The organism is Pseudomonas sp. NPDC089569 (genome assembly GCF_050280625.1).
GTDB lineage: Bacteria > Pseudomonadota > Gammaproteobacteria > Pseudomonadales > Pseudomonadaceae > Aquipseudomonas.
The window spans coordinates 1-19,834 of record NZ_JBNNVQ010000028.1 but is presented as its reverse complement, the minus strand read 5'-3'; the positions used below and the strand labels follow the sequence as shown (position 1 = coordinate 19,834).

At 61.9% G+C, this 19,834-nt stretch carries 15 protein-coding genes and 2 pseudogenes; 10 read left to right on the top strand and 7 right to left on the bottom strand.

Translation table 11 applies throughout. From position 1 onward, the window contains the following. The first annotated feature begins 188 nt into the window (after positions 1 to 188). The 4 genes and pseudogenes from ACQKP2_RS13990 to ACQKP2_RS13975 all read left to right on the top strand — a co-directional run. A complete protein-coding gene (locus ACQKP2_RS13990) occupies positions 189 to 2,105 on the top strand; it encodes a DUF1302 domain-containing protein (RefSeq protein WP_427577215.1) in 1,917 nt (638 codons plus the stop codon). Positions 2,106 to 2,131: 26 nt separating this feature from the next. Further along, positions 2,132 to 3,508, top strand: coding sequence for a DUF1329 domain-containing protein (locus ACQKP2_RS13985; RefSeq protein WP_427577214.1), 1,377 nt, complete (start codon positions 2,132 to 2,134; stop codon positions 3,506 to 3,508). A 212-nt stretch (positions 3,509 to 3,720) separates the two neighbouring features. Next, positions 3,721 to 6,000, top strand: a pseudogene (locus ACQKP2_RS13980) (helix-turn-helix transcriptional regulator); the annotation flags it as partial. A gap of 108 nt (positions 6,001 to 6,108) precedes the next feature. Beyond that, positions 6,109 to 6,294, top strand: a pseudogene (locus tag ACQKP2_RS13975) (response regulator transcription factor); the annotation flags it as partial. On the opposite strand, the gene ACQKP2_RS13970 reads toward ACQKP2_RS13975, so the two are convergent. After that, positions 6,295 to 7,311, bottom strand: coding sequence for an AraC family transcriptional regulator (locus tag ACQKP2_RS13970; protein ID WP_427577212.1), 1,017 nt, complete (start codon positions 7,309 to 7,311; stop codon positions 6,295 to 6,297). Positions 7,312 to 7,408: 97 nt separating this feature from the next. On the opposite strand from ACQKP2_RS13970, the gene ACQKP2_RS13965 reads away from it, so the two are divergent. From ACQKP2_RS13965 to ACQKP2_RS13955, 3 genes are all read left to right on the top strand, one after another. Then, a complete protein-coding gene (locus ACQKP2_RS13965; RefSeq protein ID WP_427577211.1) occupies positions 7,409 to 8,992 on the top strand; it encodes a GMC family oxidoreductase in 1,584 nt (527 codons plus the stop codon). Positions 8,993 to 9,225: 233 nt separating this feature from the next. Further along, positions 9,226 to 10,443, top strand: a complete 1,218-nt coding sequence (locus ACQKP2_RS13960) for a DUF3422 domain-containing protein (protein WP_427577210.1) — start codon at positions 9,226 to 9,228, stop codon at positions 10,441 to 10,443. A gap of 77 nt (positions 10,444 to 10,520) precedes the next feature. After that, complete coding sequence (locus ACQKP2_RS13955) at positions 10,521 to 11,420, top strand: LysR family transcriptional regulator (RefSeq protein ID WP_427577209.1); 900 nt, start codon at positions 10,521 to 10,523, stop codon at positions 11,418 to 11,420. Here the strand turns inward: ACQKP2_RS13955 and ACQKP2_RS13950 are convergent. From ACQKP2_RS13950 to ACQKP2_RS13940, 3 genes are all read right to left on the bottom strand, one after another. Then, complete coding sequence (locus ACQKP2_RS13950; RefSeq protein WP_427577208.1) at positions 11,417 to 12,193, bottom strand: substrate-binding domain-containing protein; 777 nt, start codon at positions 12,191 to 12,193, stop codon at positions 11,417 to 11,419. The genes ACQKP2_RS13955 and ACQKP2_RS13950 overlap by 4 nt on opposite strands. A gap of 15 nt (positions 12,194 to 12,208) precedes the next feature. Beyond that, positions 12,209 to 13,501 (bottom strand): MFS transporter, encoded by a 1,293-nt coding sequence (locus tag ACQKP2_RS13945; RefSeq protein ID WP_427577207.1) that lies wholly within the window; start codon positions 13,499 to 13,501, stop codon positions 12,209 to 12,211. Between the two features lie 158 nt (positions 13,502 to 13,659). Continuing rightward, on the bottom strand, positions 13,660 to 14,733 hold the full coding sequence (locus ACQKP2_RS13940) for a diguanylate cyclase domain-containing protein (protein WP_427577206.1): 1,074 nt from the start codon (positions 14,731 to 14,733) through the stop codon (positions 13,660 to 13,662). A gap of 184 nt (positions 14,734 to 14,917) precedes the next feature. Here ACQKP2_RS13940 and ACQKP2_RS13935 point away from each other — a divergent pair, with 184 nt between their 5' ends. Continuing rightward, positions 14,918 to 15,256, top strand: coding sequence for an FKBP-type peptidyl-prolyl cis-trans isomerase (locus tag ACQKP2_RS13935; protein WP_427577205.1), 339 nt, complete (start codon positions 14,918 to 14,920; stop codon positions 15,254 to 15,256). A 100-nt stretch (positions 15,257 to 15,356) separates the two neighbouring features. Here ACQKP2_RS13935 and ACQKP2_RS13930 read toward each other — a convergent pair whose 3' ends face one another. After that, positions 15,357 to 16,484, bottom strand: coding sequence for a cytochrome P450 (locus ACQKP2_RS13930; protein ID WP_427577204.1), 1,128 nt, complete (start codon positions 16,482 to 16,484; stop codon positions 15,357 to 15,359). Positions 16,485 to 16,562: 78 nt separating this feature from the next. On the opposite strand from ACQKP2_RS13930, the gene ACQKP2_RS13925 reads away from it, so the two are divergent. Next, positions 16,563 to 17,318, top strand: a complete 756-nt coding sequence (locus ACQKP2_RS13925) for an ArsR/SmtB family transcription factor (RefSeq protein ID WP_427577202.1) — start codon at positions 16,563 to 16,565, stop codon at positions 17,316 to 17,318. A 13-nt stretch (positions 17,319 to 17,331) separates the two neighbouring features. Here the strand turns inward: ACQKP2_RS13925 and ACQKP2_RS13920 are convergent, their stop codons facing one another. Beyond that, the gene (locus ACQKP2_RS13920) at positions 17,332 to 18,075 is read right to left on the bottom strand and encodes an SDR family NAD(P)-dependent oxidoreductase (RefSeq protein WP_427577201.1); all 744 of its coding nucleotides are present in this window, start codon (positions 18,073 to 18,075) and stop codon (positions 17,332 to 17,334) included. 242 nt (positions 18,076 to 18,317) lie between these two features. Between ACQKP2_RS13920 and ACQKP2_RS13915 the strand changes: the two genes are divergently transcribed. Beyond that, on the top strand, positions 18,318 to 18,794 hold the full coding sequence (locus tag ACQKP2_RS13915) for an MEKHLA domain-containing protein (protein WP_427577200.1): 477 nt from the start codon (positions 18,318 to 18,320) through the stop codon (positions 18,792 to 18,794). 79 nt (positions 18,795 to 18,873) lie between these two features. Here the strand turns inward: ACQKP2_RS13915 and ACQKP2_RS13910 are convergent. After that, positions 18,874 to 19,834, bottom strand: a 961-nt coding sequence (locus ACQKP2_RS13910; RefSeq protein WP_427577199.1) for a branched-chain amino acid aminotransferase, incomplete at its 5' end; no start/stop codon positions are given.

The following is a 19,834-nucleotide window of genomic DNA, read 5'->3' as shown; positions in this document are numbered from 1 at the left end:
TCAGTCAACGCCTGCGTTCGCAGCAGACTGTGCACGTTTGCATCGCGGGACATTCCCGGATGCGGGAAATTCCTCACTCTTTAGGATGATTTCCAATTTCATTCCTTCGTCTGTTACCTCGGCCTGCGCGAATCATTAGTTTTGGCCGCCGGATCAAAGCCGATTGGCAAACAGCAAGGAATAGTCGCATGACTACAACAACAAAACGCGTACGGTTCCCACTCAGCGCTCTGGCCAGCACCATCGCCTTGAGCGTCGCCGGACAGGCCCAGGCCGTGAGCTTCAACATCGGGGACATCGAGGGGCAATTCGATTCGTCGCTGTCGGTGGGTGCCAGTTGGGCGACGCAAAGTCCGCACCAGGGGTACATCGGCGGTCATAACGGTGGCAGCGGGTTGTCCCAGACCGGCGATGACGGCCACCTGAACTTCGAGCAAGGCAAGACGTTCTCCAAGATCTTCAAGGGCATCCACGACCTGGAACTCAAGTACGAGGACACCGGCGTGTTCCTGCGGGGCAAGTACTGGTACGACTTCGAACTCCAGGATGAAAGCCGTCCGTTCAAGGACATCAGCAACGACGGCCGCAAGGAAGGCGCGAAGTCTTCCGGGGCGCAACTGCTCGATGCGTTCGTCTATCACAACTACACCCTCGGCGAGCAGCCGGGCTCGGTGCGCCTGGGCAAACAGGTGGTGAGCTGGGGTGAAAGCACCTTCATCCAGAACAGCATCAACTCGATCAACCCGATCGATGTTTCGGCATTTCGCCGTCCGGGGGCCGAAATCAAGGAAGGCCTGATTCCGGTCAACATGTTCTACGTGTCCCAGAGCCTGACCGACAATCTGTCGGCCGAAGCCTTCTATCAGCTGGAGTGGGACCAGACCGTCATCGACAACTGCGGCACCTTCTTCTCGCAGACCGATGTGGTTGCCGATGGCTGCAATCGCAACCTTGAAGTGCTGACGCCGGGGCTGGCGCCATTCGGTCCCCGCCTGGGCTATGAAACCACCTCCGAGGGCGTGGTCATCCCGCGCGGTGGTGATCGCGATGCCCGAGACAGTGGTCAGTGGGGGGCGGCGGTCCGCTACATGTTCGAGCCGCTGGACACCGAATTCGGTGCCTATTTCATGAACTACCACAGTCGTGCACCGTTTTTCAGCACCCAGGCCGCCAGTCGCGCCGACTATCTGCAATCGGCCGCCGTGCTTGCGGGCGCGGTGCCGGGCATTCCTGCCTCGGCGCGCCAGGGCGCGGCCATCGCCAACGTGGCCGGGGGCAGCCAGTACTTCATCGAGTACCCCGAAGACATTCGCCTGTACGGCCTGAGCTTTGCCACGACCTTGCCGACCGGCACGGCCTGGTCCGGTGAAATCAGCTACCGTCCCAACGCGCCGGTGCAACTGAACACCACGGATGTGCTGTATGCCGGTGTGCGTGGCCTGGCCGGTCTGAACCCGGCATTCGCGCCCTTCGGCCAATACTCATTGCTGGGCGGTGACCCGGCATCGATTCCGGGCAGCACGCTGCACGGTTACAACCGCAAGGAAATCACCCAGCTCCAGACCACCTTCACGCACTTCTTCGACCAGATCATGGGCGCCGATCGCCTGACCCTGGTCGGGGAAGTCGGCGTGGTCCATGTCGGTGGCCTGGAAAGCACCTCCGATGCGCGTTACGGGCGTGATGCCGTGTTCGGTCCCGGCGCGCTGCCCGGCGTGCTGACCGGTGGGCTGCCGTCTTGCCAGGCGATCAACGCAGGCACTTTCGCCGGTACTCCGGCGGCGGCCAATGCCGCCACCAACTGCAACGACAAGGGGTTTGTCACCAGCACCGCGTGGGGTTACCGCGCCCGTGCCATCTGGGATTACTCCAACGTGTTCGCCGGGATCAACCTCAAGCCGAGCGTGGCCTGGTCCCACGATGTCGACGGCTACGGCCCCAACGGCCTGTTCAACGAAGGTGCCAGGGCCGTCAGCCTGGGCCTGGATGCCGAATACAAGAACACCTACACCGCAGGCCTTTCCTACACCAACTTCTTCGGTGGCGACTTCAACACCACCACCGATCGTGACTTCCTGGCGCTCAGCCTGGGCATGAACTTCTAAGGTCCGACTCCAAGAGAGGAATACACATGACCAAGAACAAAAAATACCTGATGCACACCAGTGCGCTGGTGCTCAGCCTGTTGGCCACCGGCGTCATGGCCAAGGTCTCGCCCCAGGAGGCGGAAAAGCTCGGCACGACGCTGACGCCGATGGGCGCGGAGAAGGCCGGCAACGCCGATGGCAGTATTCCGGCCTGGACCGGCGGCCTGCCGGTCAATGCAGGCTCCGTGGACAGCAAGGGTTTTCTGAGCGATCCGTTCGCCGATGAAAAACCCCTGTTCACCATCACCGCGCAGAATGCCGCACAGTACAAGGACAAGCTGTCCGCCGGTCAGATGGCCATGCTGGCCCGCTACCCGCAGACCTACAGGATTCCGGTGTACAAGACCCATCGTACCGCGGCACTGCCGGCCGACATCTATGCAGCGGCCAAGGCGAGCGCGCTCAAGACTGAAGGCGTCGACGGCGGCAACGGGCTGACGGGCTTCAACGACAGCCGCTACTACGCTTTCCCGCAACCCAAGTCGGGCGTGGAAGTGGTGTGGAACCACACCACCCGTTACCGCGGCGGCAACATCAAGCGCCTGATGACCCGGGTCCAGCCCCAGACCGACGGCGCCTTCAGCGTGGTGGAGTTCGAAGACGAGATTTCCTATCCGGGCCAACTGGCCGATCAGGACAAGGACAAGGCCGGCAACCTGCTGTTCTATTTCATCCAGCGCGTGACCGCGCCTGCACGTCTGGCCGGCAATGTGCTGCTGGTTCACGAGACGATTGATCAGGTCAAGGAACCGCGCATGGCCTGGCTCTACAACGCCGGTCAACGCCGCGTTCGCCGTGCCCCGCAAGTGGCCTACGACGGCCCGGCCACGGCGGCCGATGGCCTGGCCACGTCGGACAACTACGACATGTTCAACGGTGCTCCCGACCGCTATGACTGGCAACTGGTCGGCAAGAAGGAAATGTACATCCCGTACAACAGCTACAAACTCGATTCGCCGAACCTCAAGTACGCCGACATTCTCAAGGCCGGTCATATCAACCAGGACCTGACCCGCTACGAACTGCATCGGGTATGGGAAGTAGTGGCCAAGCTCAAGCCGGGCGAGCGCCACATCTACGCCACCCGTCATATGTACTTTGACGAGGATAGCTGGGAGCTGGCCGAAGTCGACCATTACGACGGTCGCGGTCAGCTGTGGCGCGTGGGCGAGGGCCATATCCAGCAGTACTACCACAAGCAGGTACCGGGCTATACCGCCGAAACCCTCTACGATCTGGTGGCCGGGCGTTATTCGGTGGTGGGCTTGAAAAACGAAGAGAAACGCAGCATCGAGTTCGGTTTCCAGAGCGCGGCGGCGAACTACACGCCGGCCGCTCTGCGCCAGGCAGGGGTCCGCTGAGCCTCTGAAGCAGCACCACCGCCCTTGCCCGAAACGTCAGGGCGGTGTTCAGCACGACGCACTTTGAGGCAACCGCAAGGTTGCCTCTTTTTTTGGTTCTTCACGGATTGTCGGGGGGTAGGGTTCTTGAGCTCGCAGCTCCAGGCTCAAGAACCCTATCCCCCAAAACTTCGAGAAGAACCTTTTTTTGTATCATTTGTTTGCGCAAACGAATGCAGGTCTGCACCATGCCTGTATACAAAACAACAAAATTGAATGCGCCAATGTCCCAACCCAATTCCCCCTTCAATCATCCTCCTGCACGACTTGCGCCGGGCCACCTGATGCGTCCGCGCCTGAGCAAGGCGTTGCTTGAAGCCGATTGCCGCCTGCGCTTGCTGTGTGCGCCGGTCGGCAGTGGCAAAAGCGCATTGCTCGGTGAGTGTGCCCAGGCTTGCCCGGCCGACTGTCGGCTGGTGCAGTTGAACCTGCGCGGCAAAAGTGTCACGCCCGATGAGTTCATCATTCGGCTGGCAGCCGCGCTCGGCGTGGCTGCCAGCGACGCGGCCGCTGTCCGGCAGCATCTCGAAGGGGCGGGCCCTCTGTGGCTGTTCATCGATGATTACCCGCGATTTCCAGACCCGGTCCTGGACGACGTGCTCAACGAAATGATCCTGAATGCTTCGCCACAGGTGCGCTGGTGGCTGGCCGGTCGCCGCCGTCCGGCCTTGCAATTGACCCGGTTGTTGCTCGACGGCGATCTGTTCGAACTCGGCAGCAGCGAGTTGAGTTTCAATGAGCAGGAATTGGCCGAACTGTTGCTGCAAAAAGAAGTGCATTGGCCCTGGCCCGCGATCAACGATTTGCACAATGCCTCCCAGGGTTGGTGCGCCGGGATTCGCCTGTATTTGCTGGCCATGAAGAACACGGTCGCGCCGGTGCCTTTCGATGGCACCGATGGCCGTCTGTTCGAGTACCTGCGCCGGGAAATGCTCGACGAGTTGCCCGAGCACTGGCGCCAGGCGCTGTTCACCCTTGCGCAACTTCCCTACTTCGACGCCTGCCTGTGCGAACATTTGCTGGGTGTCGGCGAAGGCGCCGCGTTGCTTGAGCAACTGAACATCTGTGGGTTGTTCATCGACTCTGCAGGGGCCGACGGCCAGGTTTACCGGGTGTTGCCGGCGGTGCAGGGCGCCTTTGCCGCGCAACTGCCGGAGGTCCTGGCCAAGGCCGTTTTCCGCAAGGCGTGTCAGTGGTATGTCGGGCAGGGCAACGTGCGCCTGGCGCTGGAATATGCGGTGCGGGCCGAACAGACCGAGGTGGCGGCGAGCCTGATGCAACGCTTCATCGGCGACGCCCTGCTGCAAGGCCGAAGCCTGGCGCAACTGATGCAATGGCGACAGGAGCTGCCGCTGGAGCTGCTCACCAGCACGCCACGGTTACTGATCCTCAATGCCTGGGCGTTGATGCTCAGCGGCAAGCTCGATGTGGCTCAGGTCTATACCGAACATTTGGCACGCTTTCTTCCCCAGCCCGATGCCCGACGCCAGTTCGAACTGATCGCTCAGTGGAAGGCCCTGCGCGGCAACATCGCCTTCCACCGTGGCGAAGCGGACGAAGCCCGGCGGTGGCTGGCCGAAGCGGTCGAAGAGCTGCCGGAACGGTCCTGGAGTCAACGACTGTTCAGCATGGCCTTGCAAATCGACCAGGCCCTGACCGACGGACACCTGGAACAGGCACTGGAGCTCAATCGCACCGCCACCAAGTTGGCTCGCCAGCACGCCAGCCTCGCCATGGAAAGCGTGATGGCCCTGGGGCACGTCAAGTTGCTGGAAGTCCGTGGCGAACTCTTGCGTGCCGAGACGCTGCTGCGGCGCCTGTACAGCGAATTGACCAGTGCCTGGGGTGCCGAACCCAGCCCCATGCGCGGGCGGGTGCAGCTGCGTCGGGCGACGATTCTCGTGCAGCAGGGGCGCTACCAGGAAGCCGAGGCGGTGTACAAGTCGGGCATGCAGGAGTGCCAGGAGTGTGCCGATCCGGCGGCATTCTGGGGGTTTCTGGGGCAAGCGGAGCTGGATGCCTTGCAGGGTGACCTGGCCGGCGCCTTTTCGCGAATTTCCGATGCCGAGCGCGGATTGCAGTACAACCATGTCAGCGAATCCCTTTATCAGGGCCTGGTGCTGCGCGCCAAGGCACGTCTGTGGTTGAGCCAGGGGCGTGCGGCGCAAGCGCAGAAAGCCTTGTACGCCTTGCCTGATTCGGCATTGCAGTGTTCGCCCTACGGTTCGCCCGAGCTGAACCTGCGCCTGCGTCTGTTGCAATTGCAGGCCGACCTGGCCACCGGCGCGTGCGATCAAGCCCTGGAGAAACTTGCAGCCTTGCATCAGCGCGCCGTCAACGAAGGTCGTCGTGTCCTGGCCTGCGAGATCGGCTTCAGCCTGGCCGAAGCGTTACACACCGACAGCAAACCGGCCCAGTCCCGGCAGATGCTGCTGGACTCGCTGGCGCAGGCCCGGCAGATGGGCCTGGCCAGTGTCGAACGGGCGTTTTCCTTGCGCAATCCGGCCATGTCCCGCTGGGCCGGTGAGGCCACCAGCAACGAAGGCGAACCGGCGGCGCTGCTCAGTCGGCGCGAACTGGATGTGCTCAAGTTGATCGCCCAGGGCTACTCCAACCAGCAGATTGCCGAAAGCCTGTTTATCTCGTTGCATACGGTCAAAACCCACGCCCAGCGAATCAACTTCAAGCTGGGTGTGGAGCGGCGCACCCAGGCCGTGGCCAGGGCCAAGGAATTGGGGCTCAATTGATCATTCGGGGGCGCCGGCCAGCAACTGGCGTCGGCGCTCCCGGGGTGTGGTGCCGTACCAGCGACGACAGGCGCGGTTGAACACGCTTTGTTCGCTGTAGCCGAGCAACCCGGCCACTTGTGACATCGGCATGTTGCGTTCGGCCAGGTAGTGCTCGGCGCGGCTGCGACGCAAGCCTTCGAGCAGCTCCTCGAAACCGCTGCCCAGTTCTGCCAGGCGCCGTTGCAATACCCGTTCATGCAAACCCAGTTGCTCGGCGACCAATGCCAGGCGGCAGCGCTGGGTCGGCAGCAGACGCAGGATCAAGCCCTCGACCTGTTGCACCAGGCCGGCCGACTGCGCGCTGGCGAACTGGCTCAAATAGTGCGCCAGGGTCCTGTGCATCAACGGGTCCTGCTGTTCGGTAGGGCGCTGCAATTGTTCGGCATTCAACACCAGGGCATTGCAGGCCTGGCCGGTGTAGGCGGTGGTCTTGAAAAAACGTCGGTAGCGCGCCGCCGACAAGGGCGACGCGGCACTCAACAAAATCGCCTGGGCACTGAAGTGTGCGCCGCACAGCAACTTCATCGTGTTGTGGCCCACCCCCATGGCCAGCTCGATCATCTGCCGCTGGTGCACCAGGCCGGGCAGGCGGATGTCGATCACCAGCCGCGGCGCCCCGGCTTCGCTCATGTCCAGGTCCAGGTGTATGCCCGGGCTGTGAAAACCGATGAACCGCACGATATCGGCCAGGGCCAACCCGACCGTTGCCGAGCTGCGGGCGATCAGGGCAATCGGCCCCAGGATCTGCAAGTCCTGGTACTCGGCCATGCGCAGCCCGAAGTCAGGGCAATCGAGCGCCTGCGCGGCGTATTCCAGCAAACCGACCAGGGCACGCAAGGGAACGCGGGTGTCGTCTTCGAGCATCAGCGCAGGGTCGATGCGAAAGCGTTTGAGCAGGGCATCGGGGTCGCCGCCCATTTGGCTGGCGACCTCACGGAAACCGGTCAGGGAACTGGTGCGGATCAGGGCGCTCATAGTCGTCGAAAGTCAAAATAAAGTCGGCAAGAATCAATAAATCTGCACCAGCTCCATCAACAATGCCAGCTCATTCCTCAAGCCGAGAACAATAAAAATGGAATTCGACTACATCATCATTGGCGCCGGTTCCGCCGGTTGCGTGCTGGCCAACCGTCTGAGTGCCGATCCGTCGATTCGCGTCTGCCTGCTCGAAGCAGGCCCCCGGGACAGCTCGCCGCTGGTGCATGCTCCCATCGGGGTGGCGGCCATCCTGCCGACCCGGCATGTCAACTGGGCATTCGATACCGTGCCCCAGCCAGGGTTGGGCGGACGCGTGGGTTATCAGCCCCGGGGCAAGGTGCTCGGCGGTAGCAGTTCGATCAACGGCATGATCTATATCCGCGGCCATAAAACCGACTTCGACGACTGGCAGGCACTGGGTAACCCGGGCTGGTCCTATGCCGATGTGCTGCCGTACTTCCGTAAAAGTGAAATGCATCACGGCGGTCACTCGGACCATCACGGCGCAGAGGGTGAGCTGTATGTCGGCAAGGCGCAGTCGCATCCGGCCAGCCAGGCGTTCATCAAAGCTGCACAAATGGCCGGGCACCGCTACAACCCCGACTTCAATGGTGCCGAGCAGGAGGGGGTAGGGCCGTACGAGGTAACCATCCGCGACGGCCGCCGCTGGAGTACCGCCACGGCGTTCCTCAAACCGGTGCGCGGGCAGCGCAGCAACCTGACGGTCATCACCGATGCCCATGCCGAACGCATCCTGCTCCAGGGCAAGCAGGCTGTCGGCGTACGGGTTCGCGTCAAGGGCAACTGCATCGAAATCAAGGCGCGTAAAGAAGTGCTGCTCAGCGCCGGCGCCTTCGGCAGTCCGCACTTGCTGATGCTGTCGGGTATTGGCGCGCAGGCCGACCTCAAGCCCCACGGCATTGCCGTGCAGCACGAATTGCCTGGGGTTGGGCGCAACCTGCAGGACCATCCCGATGTGGTGCTCTGCTACCGCAGCAGCGATACCTCGCTGCCGGGCTTTTCCCTGGTCGGCGGTATGAAGATGGGCAAGGCCCTGTTCGATTACAGTCGCGACAAGTCAGGTCCCTTTGCCAGCAACTTCGCCGAAGCCGGTGCGTTCCTCAAGACCGATGCCGGCCTGCCGCGCCCGGATATCCAGTTGCATTCGGTGATCAGCATGGTCGACAACCACAACCGGCGCCTACACTGGGGCCACGGCTACAGTTGCCATGTCTGCGTGCTGCGGCCCAAGAGCATCGGCACCGTGGGCCTGCACTCGGCCGATCCGCTGGCACCACCCCGCATCGACCCCCAATTGCTCAGCCACGACGACGATGTGCAGACGCTGCTCAAAGGCTATCGGATGACACGGGACATTCTCGAACAGGCGCCCATGGCGCCGTTCCTCTTGAAGGACATGTACAGCCATGGCCTGTATTCCGATGAGCAGTTGATCGAAGTCCTGCGCCAGCGCACCGATACCATCTACCACCCGGTCGGCACCTGCAAAATGGGCAACGACGAAAGCGCCGTGGTCGACAGTCAATTGCGTGTGCATGGCATCGAGGGGTTGCGTGTGGTCGATGCTTCGATCATGCCGACACTGGTCGGCGGCAATACCAACGCCGCCTCGATCATGATTGCCGAGCGTGCTGCGCAGTGGGTGGCCGGCAGCTGAAGTGGTGGCCCTGCCGAGAGCATGCTCGGCAGGGCCATGAAAACGCAGGCTTCGGCGCGAGGCCTGCGTTTTTTCTGATCGGGCCTGACGGCCTGCGGTAGTGACTCGCGAGTCAGTCGGCCAGTCCCACCCACATCGGCAGCGAACAATGCCCGCCAGGCTCCACGGCGAGTCAGGCACGGCACGGGCATTGATCGCTTGCGCCCAGAACAACTCCAAGATGGCGACACACCATGCACCCGTTTCGACAGAGCCTTCACAACGAACTCCACGCGCGGCCCTCCCTGTATTTCGATGAGCCGGCCCATGTGTTTCACCTGGCTTTTCTCGCTAGCGAAAAGGAGTGCAATGCATTCCTGCAGGACTGCTGCCTGGAGTCTCTGGATCTGAATGCCGCCCAGGGCATTACCCGACTCGATGGCCACGCGTTGAAATGGGAGCGTCATACCGAGTTTTTCACCTTGACCCTGGTGGTCACTTCAACCTGCGATGACCTGTCCTGGACAACGTTGCCCGAGGTACTGGCGCAAAAGGTCCGCGTTCATTTGCCGGCCCTGATCAACTCGGTGCAGATTGTCGTGCGTGGCGAAGCGCAGCTGGATCTTTCCCGCTACGGCTTCAAGGACCCGTGCGGTTCTTGCGTGGGGGGTGGCGATGCGGTGGTCTGGAGCGACTTTCGTTTGAGCGAGGAGGGCAACAACCGTCTCCTGTTCGTCAATCGGCGCCTGAATGCGTACCGCCAGGGCCGGATGATTCGCCGCCTTCTGGAAATCGAAACCTACCGGATGATGGCCTCGTTATCCTTGCCCATGGCCAAGACGTTGAGTGCGCAGCTCGATGTTTTCGACAGCACCCTGGTCACGCTTTCCGAGCGCAATGCCGACGCCGCAGGCAGTCATGCCAGAGCGCTGCTGGCCGATATCTCCAACCTTTCCGCCCAGGTGGTCAGCAGTACTGCGAAAACCCGCCATCGCTTCAGTGCCACCCAGGCCTATGCTCAATTGGTTTTCGAGCGCCTGGGGGAATTGCGGGAAAGTCATGTAGGCGATTGCCAACGACTCGGGGTGTTTATCGAGCGCCGCTTCAAACCTACCTTGAGGTACTGCACCGCCACCGAGCAACGGCTGGAGCACTTGGCCAAGAGCGTGGCCAATCTGGGTGATCTGCTGCAGGCTCGGGTTCAGGTGGAAATGGAAGAACAGAACTCGGAAATCCTGAAAAGCCTGAACGCCCGTGCCGATGCTCAGATCAAGATCCAGCACGCCGTGGAAGGGCTGTCGATCATTGCCATCAGCTACTACCTGATCAATTTGCTCAAGTTGGGCTACTCGGGACTGCACCTGCTCGGTGTCTCGCTGACCCCGCGCGATGCCATGCTGGTCATGACGCCCCTGGCGATTGGCATTCTTGGCTTGATCGTACGACGTATCAGGAAAGTCAAAGCGCATTGAGGTGTCGTCATGTTTTGCATTAGTCGGCTGCACTCATAGAATAATCGGATCAATCGTTTCTGCTCCGAGCATTCGCCATGGCCATCAACTTCGACCTCAACGACCTGCAAGCCTTCCGCGCGGTGGTGGAGCAGGGCAGCTTTCGCAAGGCTGCCGACACGGTGCGTATCTCCCAGCCGGCACTCAGCCGGCGCATCGAAAAACTTGAAGACGCCCTCGGTGTGCGCTTGTTCGAGCGCACTACCCGCAAGGTCAGCCTGACCCAGGCCGGGCGCGGCTTCATGCCCAGCGTGGAGCGTTTGCTCGATGATCTGGATGTGGCCTTGCTGGGCATCAGTGAGGTCGCCTCGACCCGGCTTGGCCATGTCACCGTCGCTTGCGTGCCGTCTGCGGCCTATTACTTCATGCCGCGGGTGATCGCCCATTACCATCGGCAGTTTCCGCGGATCAAGGTCAAGGTGCTGGACTCCAGCGCCCACGACGTGTTGAGCGCGGTGGTCAATGGCGAGGCGGATTTCGGCCTGAGCTTCATGGGCACACTGGAGGCCGAGGTGGATTTCGAGCCGCTGGTGCAGGAGAGCTATGTCGTGGCCTGCCGGCGCGATCACCCACTGGCCGGGCGCAGCAGTGTGACCTGGGAGGAGTTTTACCAGCAGGACTACATCTCGCTGGACAAGACTTCCGGCAACCGTTTTTTGCTGGACCAGGCGCTGACGCGTGTCGTGCCGCAACGGCCGAGTATCTGTGAAACCCGGCACGTGACGACCATGATCGGTCTGGTGGAGGCGGGACTGGGGGTGGCGGCGGTGCCGTTGATGGCCATGCCGTCGGCGGAGCACCCGATCCTGACCCGGGTGCCGCTGACCGATCCGCAGGTGATGCGCAGTGTCGGTTTGATCAAGCGCCGGGGGCGCACCCTGACCCCGGCCGCACTGGAACTGGAACGCCTGGTGGTGCAAATGAAAGTGCAGGTTTAGCGACTGACCGAGTCGAGCCCGGTGGCCTGCACAACCGTCTGCGCCTGGGGCGAGGCCATGTAGTTGAGCAGCGCCCTGGCTTCGGCCGGGTGCTGGGCTCCCACCGGTATGCCGGCGGCAAAACGCGTCACCGATTGCACCGACTCCGGAAGCTTCGCCACAAAGCTCACCCCTGGCACCGGCAGCAATTCGCTGACCTGCTGGAACCCCAGTTGATAGTCGCCGCTGGCAACCACCGAACCCACGGGGATCTTCGGCACCATGGTCGACTTGGGCTTGAGCTGCTCTTCGATGCCCAGGCGCTTGAACAACTGCTGCTCGATGTACACGCCGCTGGCGCTGTCCGAATAGGCGACGGACCGGGCGTCCAGCAAGGTCTTTTTCAATTGGTCGACGGAGCTGATGTCCGGTTTCGGCGCACCATCGCGCACCACCAGGCCGATCCGCGAGTCGGCCAGTTCGACGCGCGAGGCCGGGTCGACTTTGCCTTGCCTGATCAGATCGTCGAGCGCATAGCCGACCATGATCACCACGTCGGCTTGCTCACCACGGGCCAGGCGATTGGGGATCGCTTCCGGGGCCTTGCCCATTGACGGACCGAGGGCGGTGTCGAGGGTGTTGCCGGTGGACGCGGCGAATTTCGGACCGAGGATCTTGTAGGCCGCCGTGAAGCCGCCGGACGTCATCACGCGGATTTCTTCGGCCTGGGCGGCGGTACTCAGGCCAAGGCTGGCAAGCAACGTCAATGCGGCGATATTGATCAGTTTTTTCATGGGCGTTCTCTCACTTCACGACAGGGCCGGTTGCACGCGACCGCTGGCGCGGCGGTAGAGGAACAGCGTTGCGCACAGTGCGCAGAACGCTGCGATGCTCATCCAGTAGCCGGGGGCCGCTTTGTCGCCGGTGTACTGGATCAGGAAAGTGGCCATCGCCGGGGTAAAGCCGCCGAACACGGCAGTCGCCAGGCTATAAGCCAGGGAGAAACCCGCCACTCGCACTTCTACCGGCATGATTTCGGTCAGCGCCGGAATCATCGCGCCGTTGTACAGGCCATAGATGAACGACAGCCACAGCAGCACCAGCAGCATGTTGAGGAAGCTCGGCGCCTGCACCAGATACGACAGCGCCGGCCAGGTCGAGGCCATGGCCAGCAGGGCCATGGCGATGAGTACCGGGCGGCGGCCGATGCGGTCGGACAACGCGCCGCCGATCGGCAACCAGATGAAGTTCGACACACCGACCAGCAAGGTCACCAGCAGCGCATCGGAGGTGCTCAGGTGCAGCACGGTCTTGCCGAAGGTCGGCGCGTAGACGGTGATCAGGTAAAACGCGGTGGTGGTCAGGGCGACCATCAGCATGCCGGCGAACACGATGACCCAGTTTTGCGCCAGGGTACGGAACACTTCGCCCATCCCCGGACGGTGCTTGCGGGTGGCGAAGTCCTCGGTTTCCACCAGGTTGCGGCGCAGGATGAAAATGAACGGTACGATCATGCAGCCGACGAAAAACGGAATCCGCCAGCCCCAATCGGCAATCATCGCCGGCGCCATCCACTGGTTCAGGCCATAGCCCAGGGCCGCCGCCACAACGATCGCCACTTGCTGGCTAGCCGACTGCCAACTGGTGAAAAAGCCCTTGTTGCCTGGCGTTGCGATCTCCGAGAGGTACACCGAGACACCGCCCAGCTCCGCGCCGGCCGAGAAGCCTTGCAGCAGCCGGCCGACCAGCACCAGAGCCGGGGCGAACAGACCGATGGTTTCGTAGCCGGGCACCAGCACAATCAGGATCGTGCCGCTGGCCATGATCGACAGGGTCACGATCAACCCTTTGCGTCGCCCCACATCATCGATGTAGGCACCCAGCACCACGGCGCCCAAAGGACGCATCAGAAAGCCGGCACCGAATACCGCGAAGGTCATCATCAACGAGGCGAACTCGCTGCTGGCCGGGAAGAACACCGCAGCGATCTGGGTGGCGTAAAAACCGAAGAGGAAAAAATCGAACTGTTCGAGAAAGTTGCCCGAGGTGACCCGGAAAATCGCGCTGGCGCGGGAACGTCCGCGCGGGATTGAGGCTGTCATAGATAAGTACTCCACCGCTCTTATGACGTGCACTGGCTGGACGCAGTGCACGGTTCTTATTGGGGCGGATAGTGGAGCAGGGCGATTGATATGATAAGTGCGTTTTTGGCATGTATTGATGCGTTGAGCGGATCAATGCGCAAGCAGCATTCCCGGTGTCAATCCATCCGGCTGGGGCTCATCGCCTGCTGGCCCAGCCGATACTGGTTGTTCCCGCTGCGCTTGGCCTCGTACATCGCCAGGTCGGCGATGTGGATCAGCCGGTCCATGCTCGGCGCATGGTCGGGGAACACCGCGACGCCCAGGCTGGTACCGATATGGCGCTGATCGGTGCCGATACTCACCGGCGGGGAGAGCTCGACGAAGATTTTCTGACAGATGGTACGGGCTTCATCCTGCAGGCATTTGCCCTGGGGCAGGCCCTGGAGGATGACCACGAACTCATCGCCACCGATCCGTGCAACGGTGTCGGTGGCGCGCAGGATCCGCTTGAGGCGCGAGGCCGTGGTGACCAGCACGCGGTCGCCGGCGGCGTGGCCGTAGCGGTCATTGATTTCCTTGAACCCATTGAGGTCGACAAACACCAGCGCCACCCGCGTATCGCTGGCGCGGGCCTGTTCCAGTGCATCGGCCAGGCGCTCTTCGAGGACCAGGCGATTGGGCAGGCCGGTCAGCGGGTCGAAATGGGCCAGGTGCTGCAGGTAACTGGCGGAGGCTTTCTCCTCGGTGATGTCACGCACCACGCCCATCATCTTGATGGTTTCGTCATGGTCGTTCTTGACCACGTTGCCCGTTTCCCGCAGCCAGCGAATGGTGCCGTCGGGCCAGACGACCCGGTATTCCTCGTCGTGGTTTTCGCCCGTTTCCAGGCAGCGCAATTCGCCGGCGCGGACCCGAACCCGGTCGTCTGGATGCACGCAGGAGCAGAACAGGGCGTAGGAAGGTGTCACTTCGCCGATCCTGAAGCCGAACATGCCGTAGATCGCGTCCGACCAATAGAGTTTGTCGGTGTCGACATCCCAGTCCCAGGTGCCGATGCGGGCGAAGTACTGGCTGCGCTTGAAGCGTTCGGCATCGCCGTCCTGGCGGATGTTGCGGCCTTCGGACAGGTTGTCGATGATCGCGTGACATTCGCCCAGTTGCTTGCGCAAGGCCCGCACGCGAGCCATCAACAGGGTGATGGCAATGAGCAGCAAAGTGCCGAAGCTGATGCAGATCCAGAGCAGAATCATTCGGAATTGGCCATCTTGGCTTGGCGATCCATAAAAAGAATGTCGGTTATTTTAGTTCAGGCAATTTCGACAAACCGCTTTAAACTCCGCGTCCAAAGGCCGCTGTGGTTGCCAAATGGGTGCAAACCCGGCAAAACGGCGCGCCTCGGACTTTTGCGGGCGAGAGAGCATACGAGTGAATGCAATGAATGACGAGCTTCAGATAATCGATCTTCAGGTGGGCGACGGCAAGGCCGCGGTCAAGGGCGCATTGATCACCACCCAGTACCGTGGCTGGCTGGAAGACGGAACCGAGTTCGATTCTTCCTTCAGTCGCGGCAAGCCCTTTCAGTGCGTGATCGGCACCGGGCGCGTCATCAAGGGCTGGGACCAGGGCCTCATGGGCATGCAGGTCGGCGGCAAGCGCAAATTGCTGGTGCCGGCGCATCTGGGGTATGGCGAACGCAGCATGGGCAAGATCACACCGAACTCGAATTTGATTTTCGAGATCGAATTGCTGGAAGTGCTGACGCGGGATGATTGATGAGGGCAATTGCCTGACAGTTGCGTTGTTTTTCAGGGCGTAATCGCGAGCAGGCTCGCTCCCACAGGTTTTGTGTGAAATGAGCCTGCTCGGTGGGTGCTCAGTCCTTTGCCCTGTCGAAAAACACAGGAACCCGCCCATTCAGGGACGGCCGGTAGTGCCAGCTCAACTGCTCCAGCGTGGGGTTCACCTTCAGTATTTGCTTGAGCGTGGCGCTGGCGATTTCCATGGCCAGTGCCTGCCCCGGGCATTGGTGGCGTCCGCTGCCGAAGGTCAGGCTGCGTCGGTCCTGGCGGTCGGCCAGGAAGGTGTCGGGGTTGTGGTTCAGTTGCGGGTCGCGATTGGCCGAGGCCAGCAGCACCAGAATCGTGTCGCCCTTGTTCAGGTTCACCCCCTCGATCCGGCAAGGTGCGCTGACGAAGCGCCGGGTGTTTTGAACCGGTGGGTCGAAGCGCTGGACTTCGGCCAGCAGCTCATCGATAGGGGGCGTATCGAATCGCAGGGACGGGTTTTCAATCAGTGCCACCAGCGCATTGCCGATCAGCCCGGCGGTGGCATCGAAGGTCTGCGACAGCAGGCCGATCAGGTTGGCGATCAAGCTGTCGGCGTGGCTGTCGGTCGCGGTAAAGCGCTGGCAAATGCCGGCCAGCAGGGGGCTTTGCTGTGACTGCTCTTCCAGCAGTTCCCTGAAATGACTGCTCAGTTGTTCGGCGGCAGCATGGGCGGTATCCAGCTGTGCGGGGGTGCTGAGGGGCGACAGACAGGCCACAAAGTCTGCCGTCAGTTCGCTGATGATGCGGCCCTGCGCCGGGGTGAAACCCAGCAAAGAGGCGACCACGCAGGCCGGGCCACGGAACATGGCAGCTTGCAACCCATCGGCACCCGGCATGATCAGGCGCGCACCCACCAATGCCTGGACTTCCCGCGAATCGATTGTGCTCAGTTCCGGCTCAATGGCCGATCTCGGGCAGCGCTGGCGTTCGCCTTCATTCATCCGCATCAACTGGCCGAACACCTTCGCGGCCATGCCACCGGCAATCGAGTTGGGCACCGGTTCATGGGCCGGGCGCACGTGACAGTCAGGGTGTGCCAGCACTGCCCGGACCACGCGGGCGGTGCTGGCCAGCCACAGGTTAAGGCCGTGGTCGAAGGTCAGCCCGCCTTCAGCGCGCAACCGGGCATAGAAGGGGTACGGATCGGCATGAGTCGCAGCGATGATCGGGTCCATGGTCTCAACCTTTTCTGGGTGGAAAGTGTTGCTACTATCTCCAGTCCGAACAGGCGTTGATTCGTCCGGGAGCGAAATATGAACGTTGAACAACACGACATCGGCGTATCACAGGTGGCAGCCGCCATCGCGGAACCGGCGCGTACGAAAATCCTCTGTTCACTGATGGATGGCCATGCCCGTACCAGTACGGAGCTGGCCGCGATTGCCGAGGTCAGTCCCTCTACCGCCAGCGCCCATCTGGCCAAGCTCAAGGAGCTGGCACTGGTGCGCCTGTATGTGCAGGGCCGCCATCGCTATTACAGCCTGGCCGACAAGCGCGTGGCCCAGGCCCTGGAAGCCCTGATGGTGATCGGGCAGAACAGCGCTCCGGCTTTCAAGTCGCACACCCCGGACCGGCTGCAATTTGCCCGCACCTGCTACGACCACATGGCCGGCACCCTGGCCGTGCTGCTGCACGACCGAATGATTGAAGCGGGGTGGTTGCAGGAAGTGGATGAGCAGGTCTATCGCTTGAGCGACAGCGGTGAAGCGCTACTCGAAGGTCTGGGTATCGAGGTCAGGGAGTTGGCCACGGGGCGTCGGCGTTTTGCCTGCCCGTGCCTGGACTGGAGCATGCGTCGGCCGCACTTGGGCGGAGCGCTTGGCGCCGCATTGTTGCAGGCGGTGCTCAAGCGCAAGTGGGTGACCCAGGACCTGGACAGCCGGGCACTGGCGTTGACGGCGACCGGGCGCAAGGAGATCGGCGCCCGGTTCGGGTTGAATCTGCCACTGTCGGATGCGCGTCGAATCAAAACCTCGAACGAACATCATGTTGGTTATTTAAATCACTGATACATAAAGGTTTTCAGCGAATCGTGTATCCGCTGTCAACCACCCAGTCCTGACCGATGACATTGCGTGCGCCGTTGCCGAGCTGGAACACGATCACATCCGCGACAGCACCTGCCTCCAGGAACCGACCGTCGAGCAGGCGTTGATTGACCGCTGTGGCCACCTCGTTCAGTGCTTCGCTGTCCAGACCCAGGGTGGACCAGATCGGCGTCGCGGTAGGGCCGGGGGACACGGTGTTGATGCGAATGCCGTGGGGCGCCAGTTCCACGGCCAGGGTTCGGGCATGGTGGATCAATGCCGCTTTGGAGGCGATGTAGGCGGCCAGGCCCGGGAAGGTCACCTGCGCCAGAAAGGTGCCGATAAATACCACCGACGTTGACGCCGCCAGATGCTCGCGCAGGCAGGCAAGCGTGTTGAGCGCCCCGGCGCCGTTGACGGCCCACTGCCGGTCGAACGCTGCCAGGTCCAGGCCATCGGCCAGCTCGGCGATGCCGGCGTTGGGTACCAGGTAACTGACCGGGCCCATGGACGCGGCCTGTTTGGCCAGGCGCGCGAGGTCGGCGGGTTGAGTGACATCACCGGCCACCCACGACAGCTGGTTGGCGAAGCGTTCCGCCAATTCACCCAGGCCACCGATCTGGCGGGACATGGCCAACACGCGGGCGCCCTGGGCCAGTAACCGCTCGGTAACCGCCAGGCCTATGCCGGAGCTGGCACCGGTGATAACTGCCAGACGATCCTGAAAGTTGTTGTTCATACAACGTGATTCCTTTTTGGTAGGTGAGCTTTCCCAAGGGACGTACCAAAAAGCGGGCCAATGTGGCGGGCCATGAAACACGGGCGTTTCAGTGGTGCAGTGGTTAATTTGACCCGATGAGTTTTTGGTCAAAACGACCGCTTTTAGTCCTTTTGACCGAATCAGACAGTGGTGAAAACTGATACTTTACAGGCGTTTATGACGTGTTTTGATCCCGATCCCCAAGATCTGCAAGGAAACCCATGTCGTCATTCAATGAATTGCGGGAAACGGTTCGGCGGCTGGATGCGGCTTATCGGCACTGGACCGGCAAAAACCTGCCTGCACCGCCAACCCTGAGCGATGACGAGCGCCTGGACTGGCTGCACGCCCACGCACCGTACGCCCTGCTGGCCCACGGCACGCAAGCCGATCCGCTTTTCTACTATGCCAACGAACAAGCCCTGGCCTGTTTCAAATACCCGCGCGAGCAGTTCATCGGCATGCCCTCGCGCTTCAGCGCCTCGCCCCTGGACCGGGAAATGCGTCAGACCCTGCTGGACGAGGTCACGGCCAAGGGGATTGCCCACGGTTATAGCGGCTATCGGGTGGACCGCCTGGGGCAGGCTTTCATGATTCATCTGGGCAGTGTCTGGACCTTGCTCGACGACCAGGGCGCCGCGTGTGGCCAGGCCGCGTTGTTCTGGCCGGACCCGGACCGTGTGGGATTGCCGGGCTAGACAGCCGTTGGCTCAGGCAAAAAAAACGCCGCCTTCGAATATCGAGGGCGGCGATTTTTCTTTGCCGGTTGGCGTCAGGTCAAACCTTGACGATCCAGCCTGCTGGCGCTTCGATGTCGCCGGTTTGCACGCCGGTCAGCTCTTTGTAGAGCTTCTGGGTGACCGGTCCGACTTCGGTTTCGCTGTGGAACACGTGCAGATTGCCGTTGTATTCAATGCCGCCGATCGGGGTGATCACGGCCGCGGTACCGCAGGCACCGGCTTCCTTGAAGTCCGACAGCTTGTCGATGAACACATCACCTTCGATCACTTCCAGGCCCAGGCGGGTCTTGGCCAGTTCGATCAGCGACAGACGGGTGATGCCCGGCAGTACCGACGGCGAATTCGGGGTCACGAACTTGTTGTCGTGGGTGATCCCGAAGAAGTTGGCCGAACCGACTTCCTCGATCTTCGAGTGAGTCATCGGGTCCAGGTAGATGGCATCGGCGAAGTGGGCTTTCTTGGCTTTGGAGCCCGGCATCAGGCTGGCCGCGTAGTTGCCACCGACCTTGGCAGCGCCGGTGCCTTGCGGGGCGGCGCGGTCATAGCTGGAGATCTGGAAGTTGTGCGGGGTCAGGCCGCCCTTGAAGTAGGCGCCGACCGGAATGCAGAAGATCGAGAAAATGAACTCGGGTGCGGTACGCACGCCGATGTTGTCGCCCACGCCGATCACGAACGGACGCAGGTACAGCGCGCCGCCGGTGCCGTAAGGCGGGATGAAGCGCTCGTTGGCCAGGACCACGGCCTTGCAGGCTTCGATGAACTGCTCGGTATCGACCTGAGGCATCAGCAGGCGGGCGCAGCTGCGCTGCATGCGCAGGGCGTTCTGGTCCGGACGGAACAGGTTGATCGAGCCGTCCTTGCAACGATAGGCCTTCATGCCTTCGAAGCATTGCTGGCCATAGTGAAGGGCAGTGGTGAAAGGGGAGATGGCCGGCTTGTTTTCGCGCTTGCCCTTGCTCAGCAGGTTTTCGATCACCGTCGAAAGTGCGAAGCCCGTG

What these genes read in the sequence shown, in the direction of transcription:
- ACQKP2_RS13960 (WP_427577210.1), top strand. Translation starts at nt 9,226, where the DNA reads ATGCACCCGTTTCGACAGAGCCTTCACAACGAACTCCACGCGCGGCCC.
- ACQKP2_RS13985 (WP_427577214.1), top strand. Translation starts at nt 2,132, where the DNA reads ATGACCAAGAACAAAAAATACCTGATGCACACCAGTGCGCTGGTGCTC.
- ACQKP2_RS13970 (WP_427577212.1), bottom strand. Translation starts at nt 7,311, where the DNA reads ATGAGCGCCCTGATCCGCACCAGTTCCCTGACCGGTTTCCGTGAGGTC.
- ACQKP2_RS13945 (WP_427577207.1), bottom strand. Translation starts at nt 13,501, where the DNA reads ATGACAGCCTCAATCCCGCGCGGACGTTCCCGCGCCAGCGCGATTTTC.
- ACQKP2_RS13940 (WP_427577206.1), bottom strand. Translation starts at nt 14,733, where the DNA reads ATGATTCTGCTCTGGATCTGCATCAGCTTCGGCACTTTGCTGCTCATT.
- ACQKP2_RS13955 (WP_427577209.1), top strand. Translation starts at nt 10,521, where the DNA reads ATGGCCATCAACTTCGACCTCAACGACCTGCAAGCCTTCCGCGCGGTG.
- ACQKP2_RS13990 (WP_427577215.1), top strand. Translation starts at nt 189, where the DNA reads ATGACTACAACAACAAAACGCGTACGGTTCCCACTCAGCGCTCTGGCC.
- ACQKP2_RS13920 (WP_427577201.1), bottom strand. Translation starts at nt 18,075, where the DNA reads ATGAACAACAACTTTCAGGATCGTCTGGCAGTTATCACCGGTGCCAGC.
- ACQKP2_RS13930 (WP_427577204.1), bottom strand. Translation starts at nt 16,484, where the DNA reads ATGGACCCGATCATCGCTGCGACTCATGCCGATCCGTACCCCTTCTAT.
- ACQKP2_RS13965 (WP_427577211.1), top strand. Translation starts at nt 7,409, where the DNA reads ATGGAATTCGACTACATCATCATTGGCGCCGGTTCCGCCGGTTGCGTG.
- ACQKP2_RS13925 (WP_427577202.1), top strand. Translation starts at nt 16,563, where the DNA reads ATGAACGTTGAACAACACGACATCGGCGTATCACAGGTGGCAGCCGCC.
- ACQKP2_RS13935 (WP_427577205.1), top strand. Translation starts at nt 14,918, where the DNA reads ATGAATGACGAGCTTCAGATAATCGATCTTCAGGTGGGCGACGGCAAG.
- ACQKP2_RS13950 (WP_427577208.1), bottom strand. Translation starts at nt 12,193, where the DNA reads ATGAAAAAACTGATCAATATCGCCGCATTGACGTTGCTTGCCAGCCTT.
- ACQKP2_RS13915 (WP_427577200.1), top strand. Translation starts at nt 18,318, where the DNA reads ATGTCGTCATTCAATGAATTGCGGGAAACGGTTCGGCGGCTGGATGCG.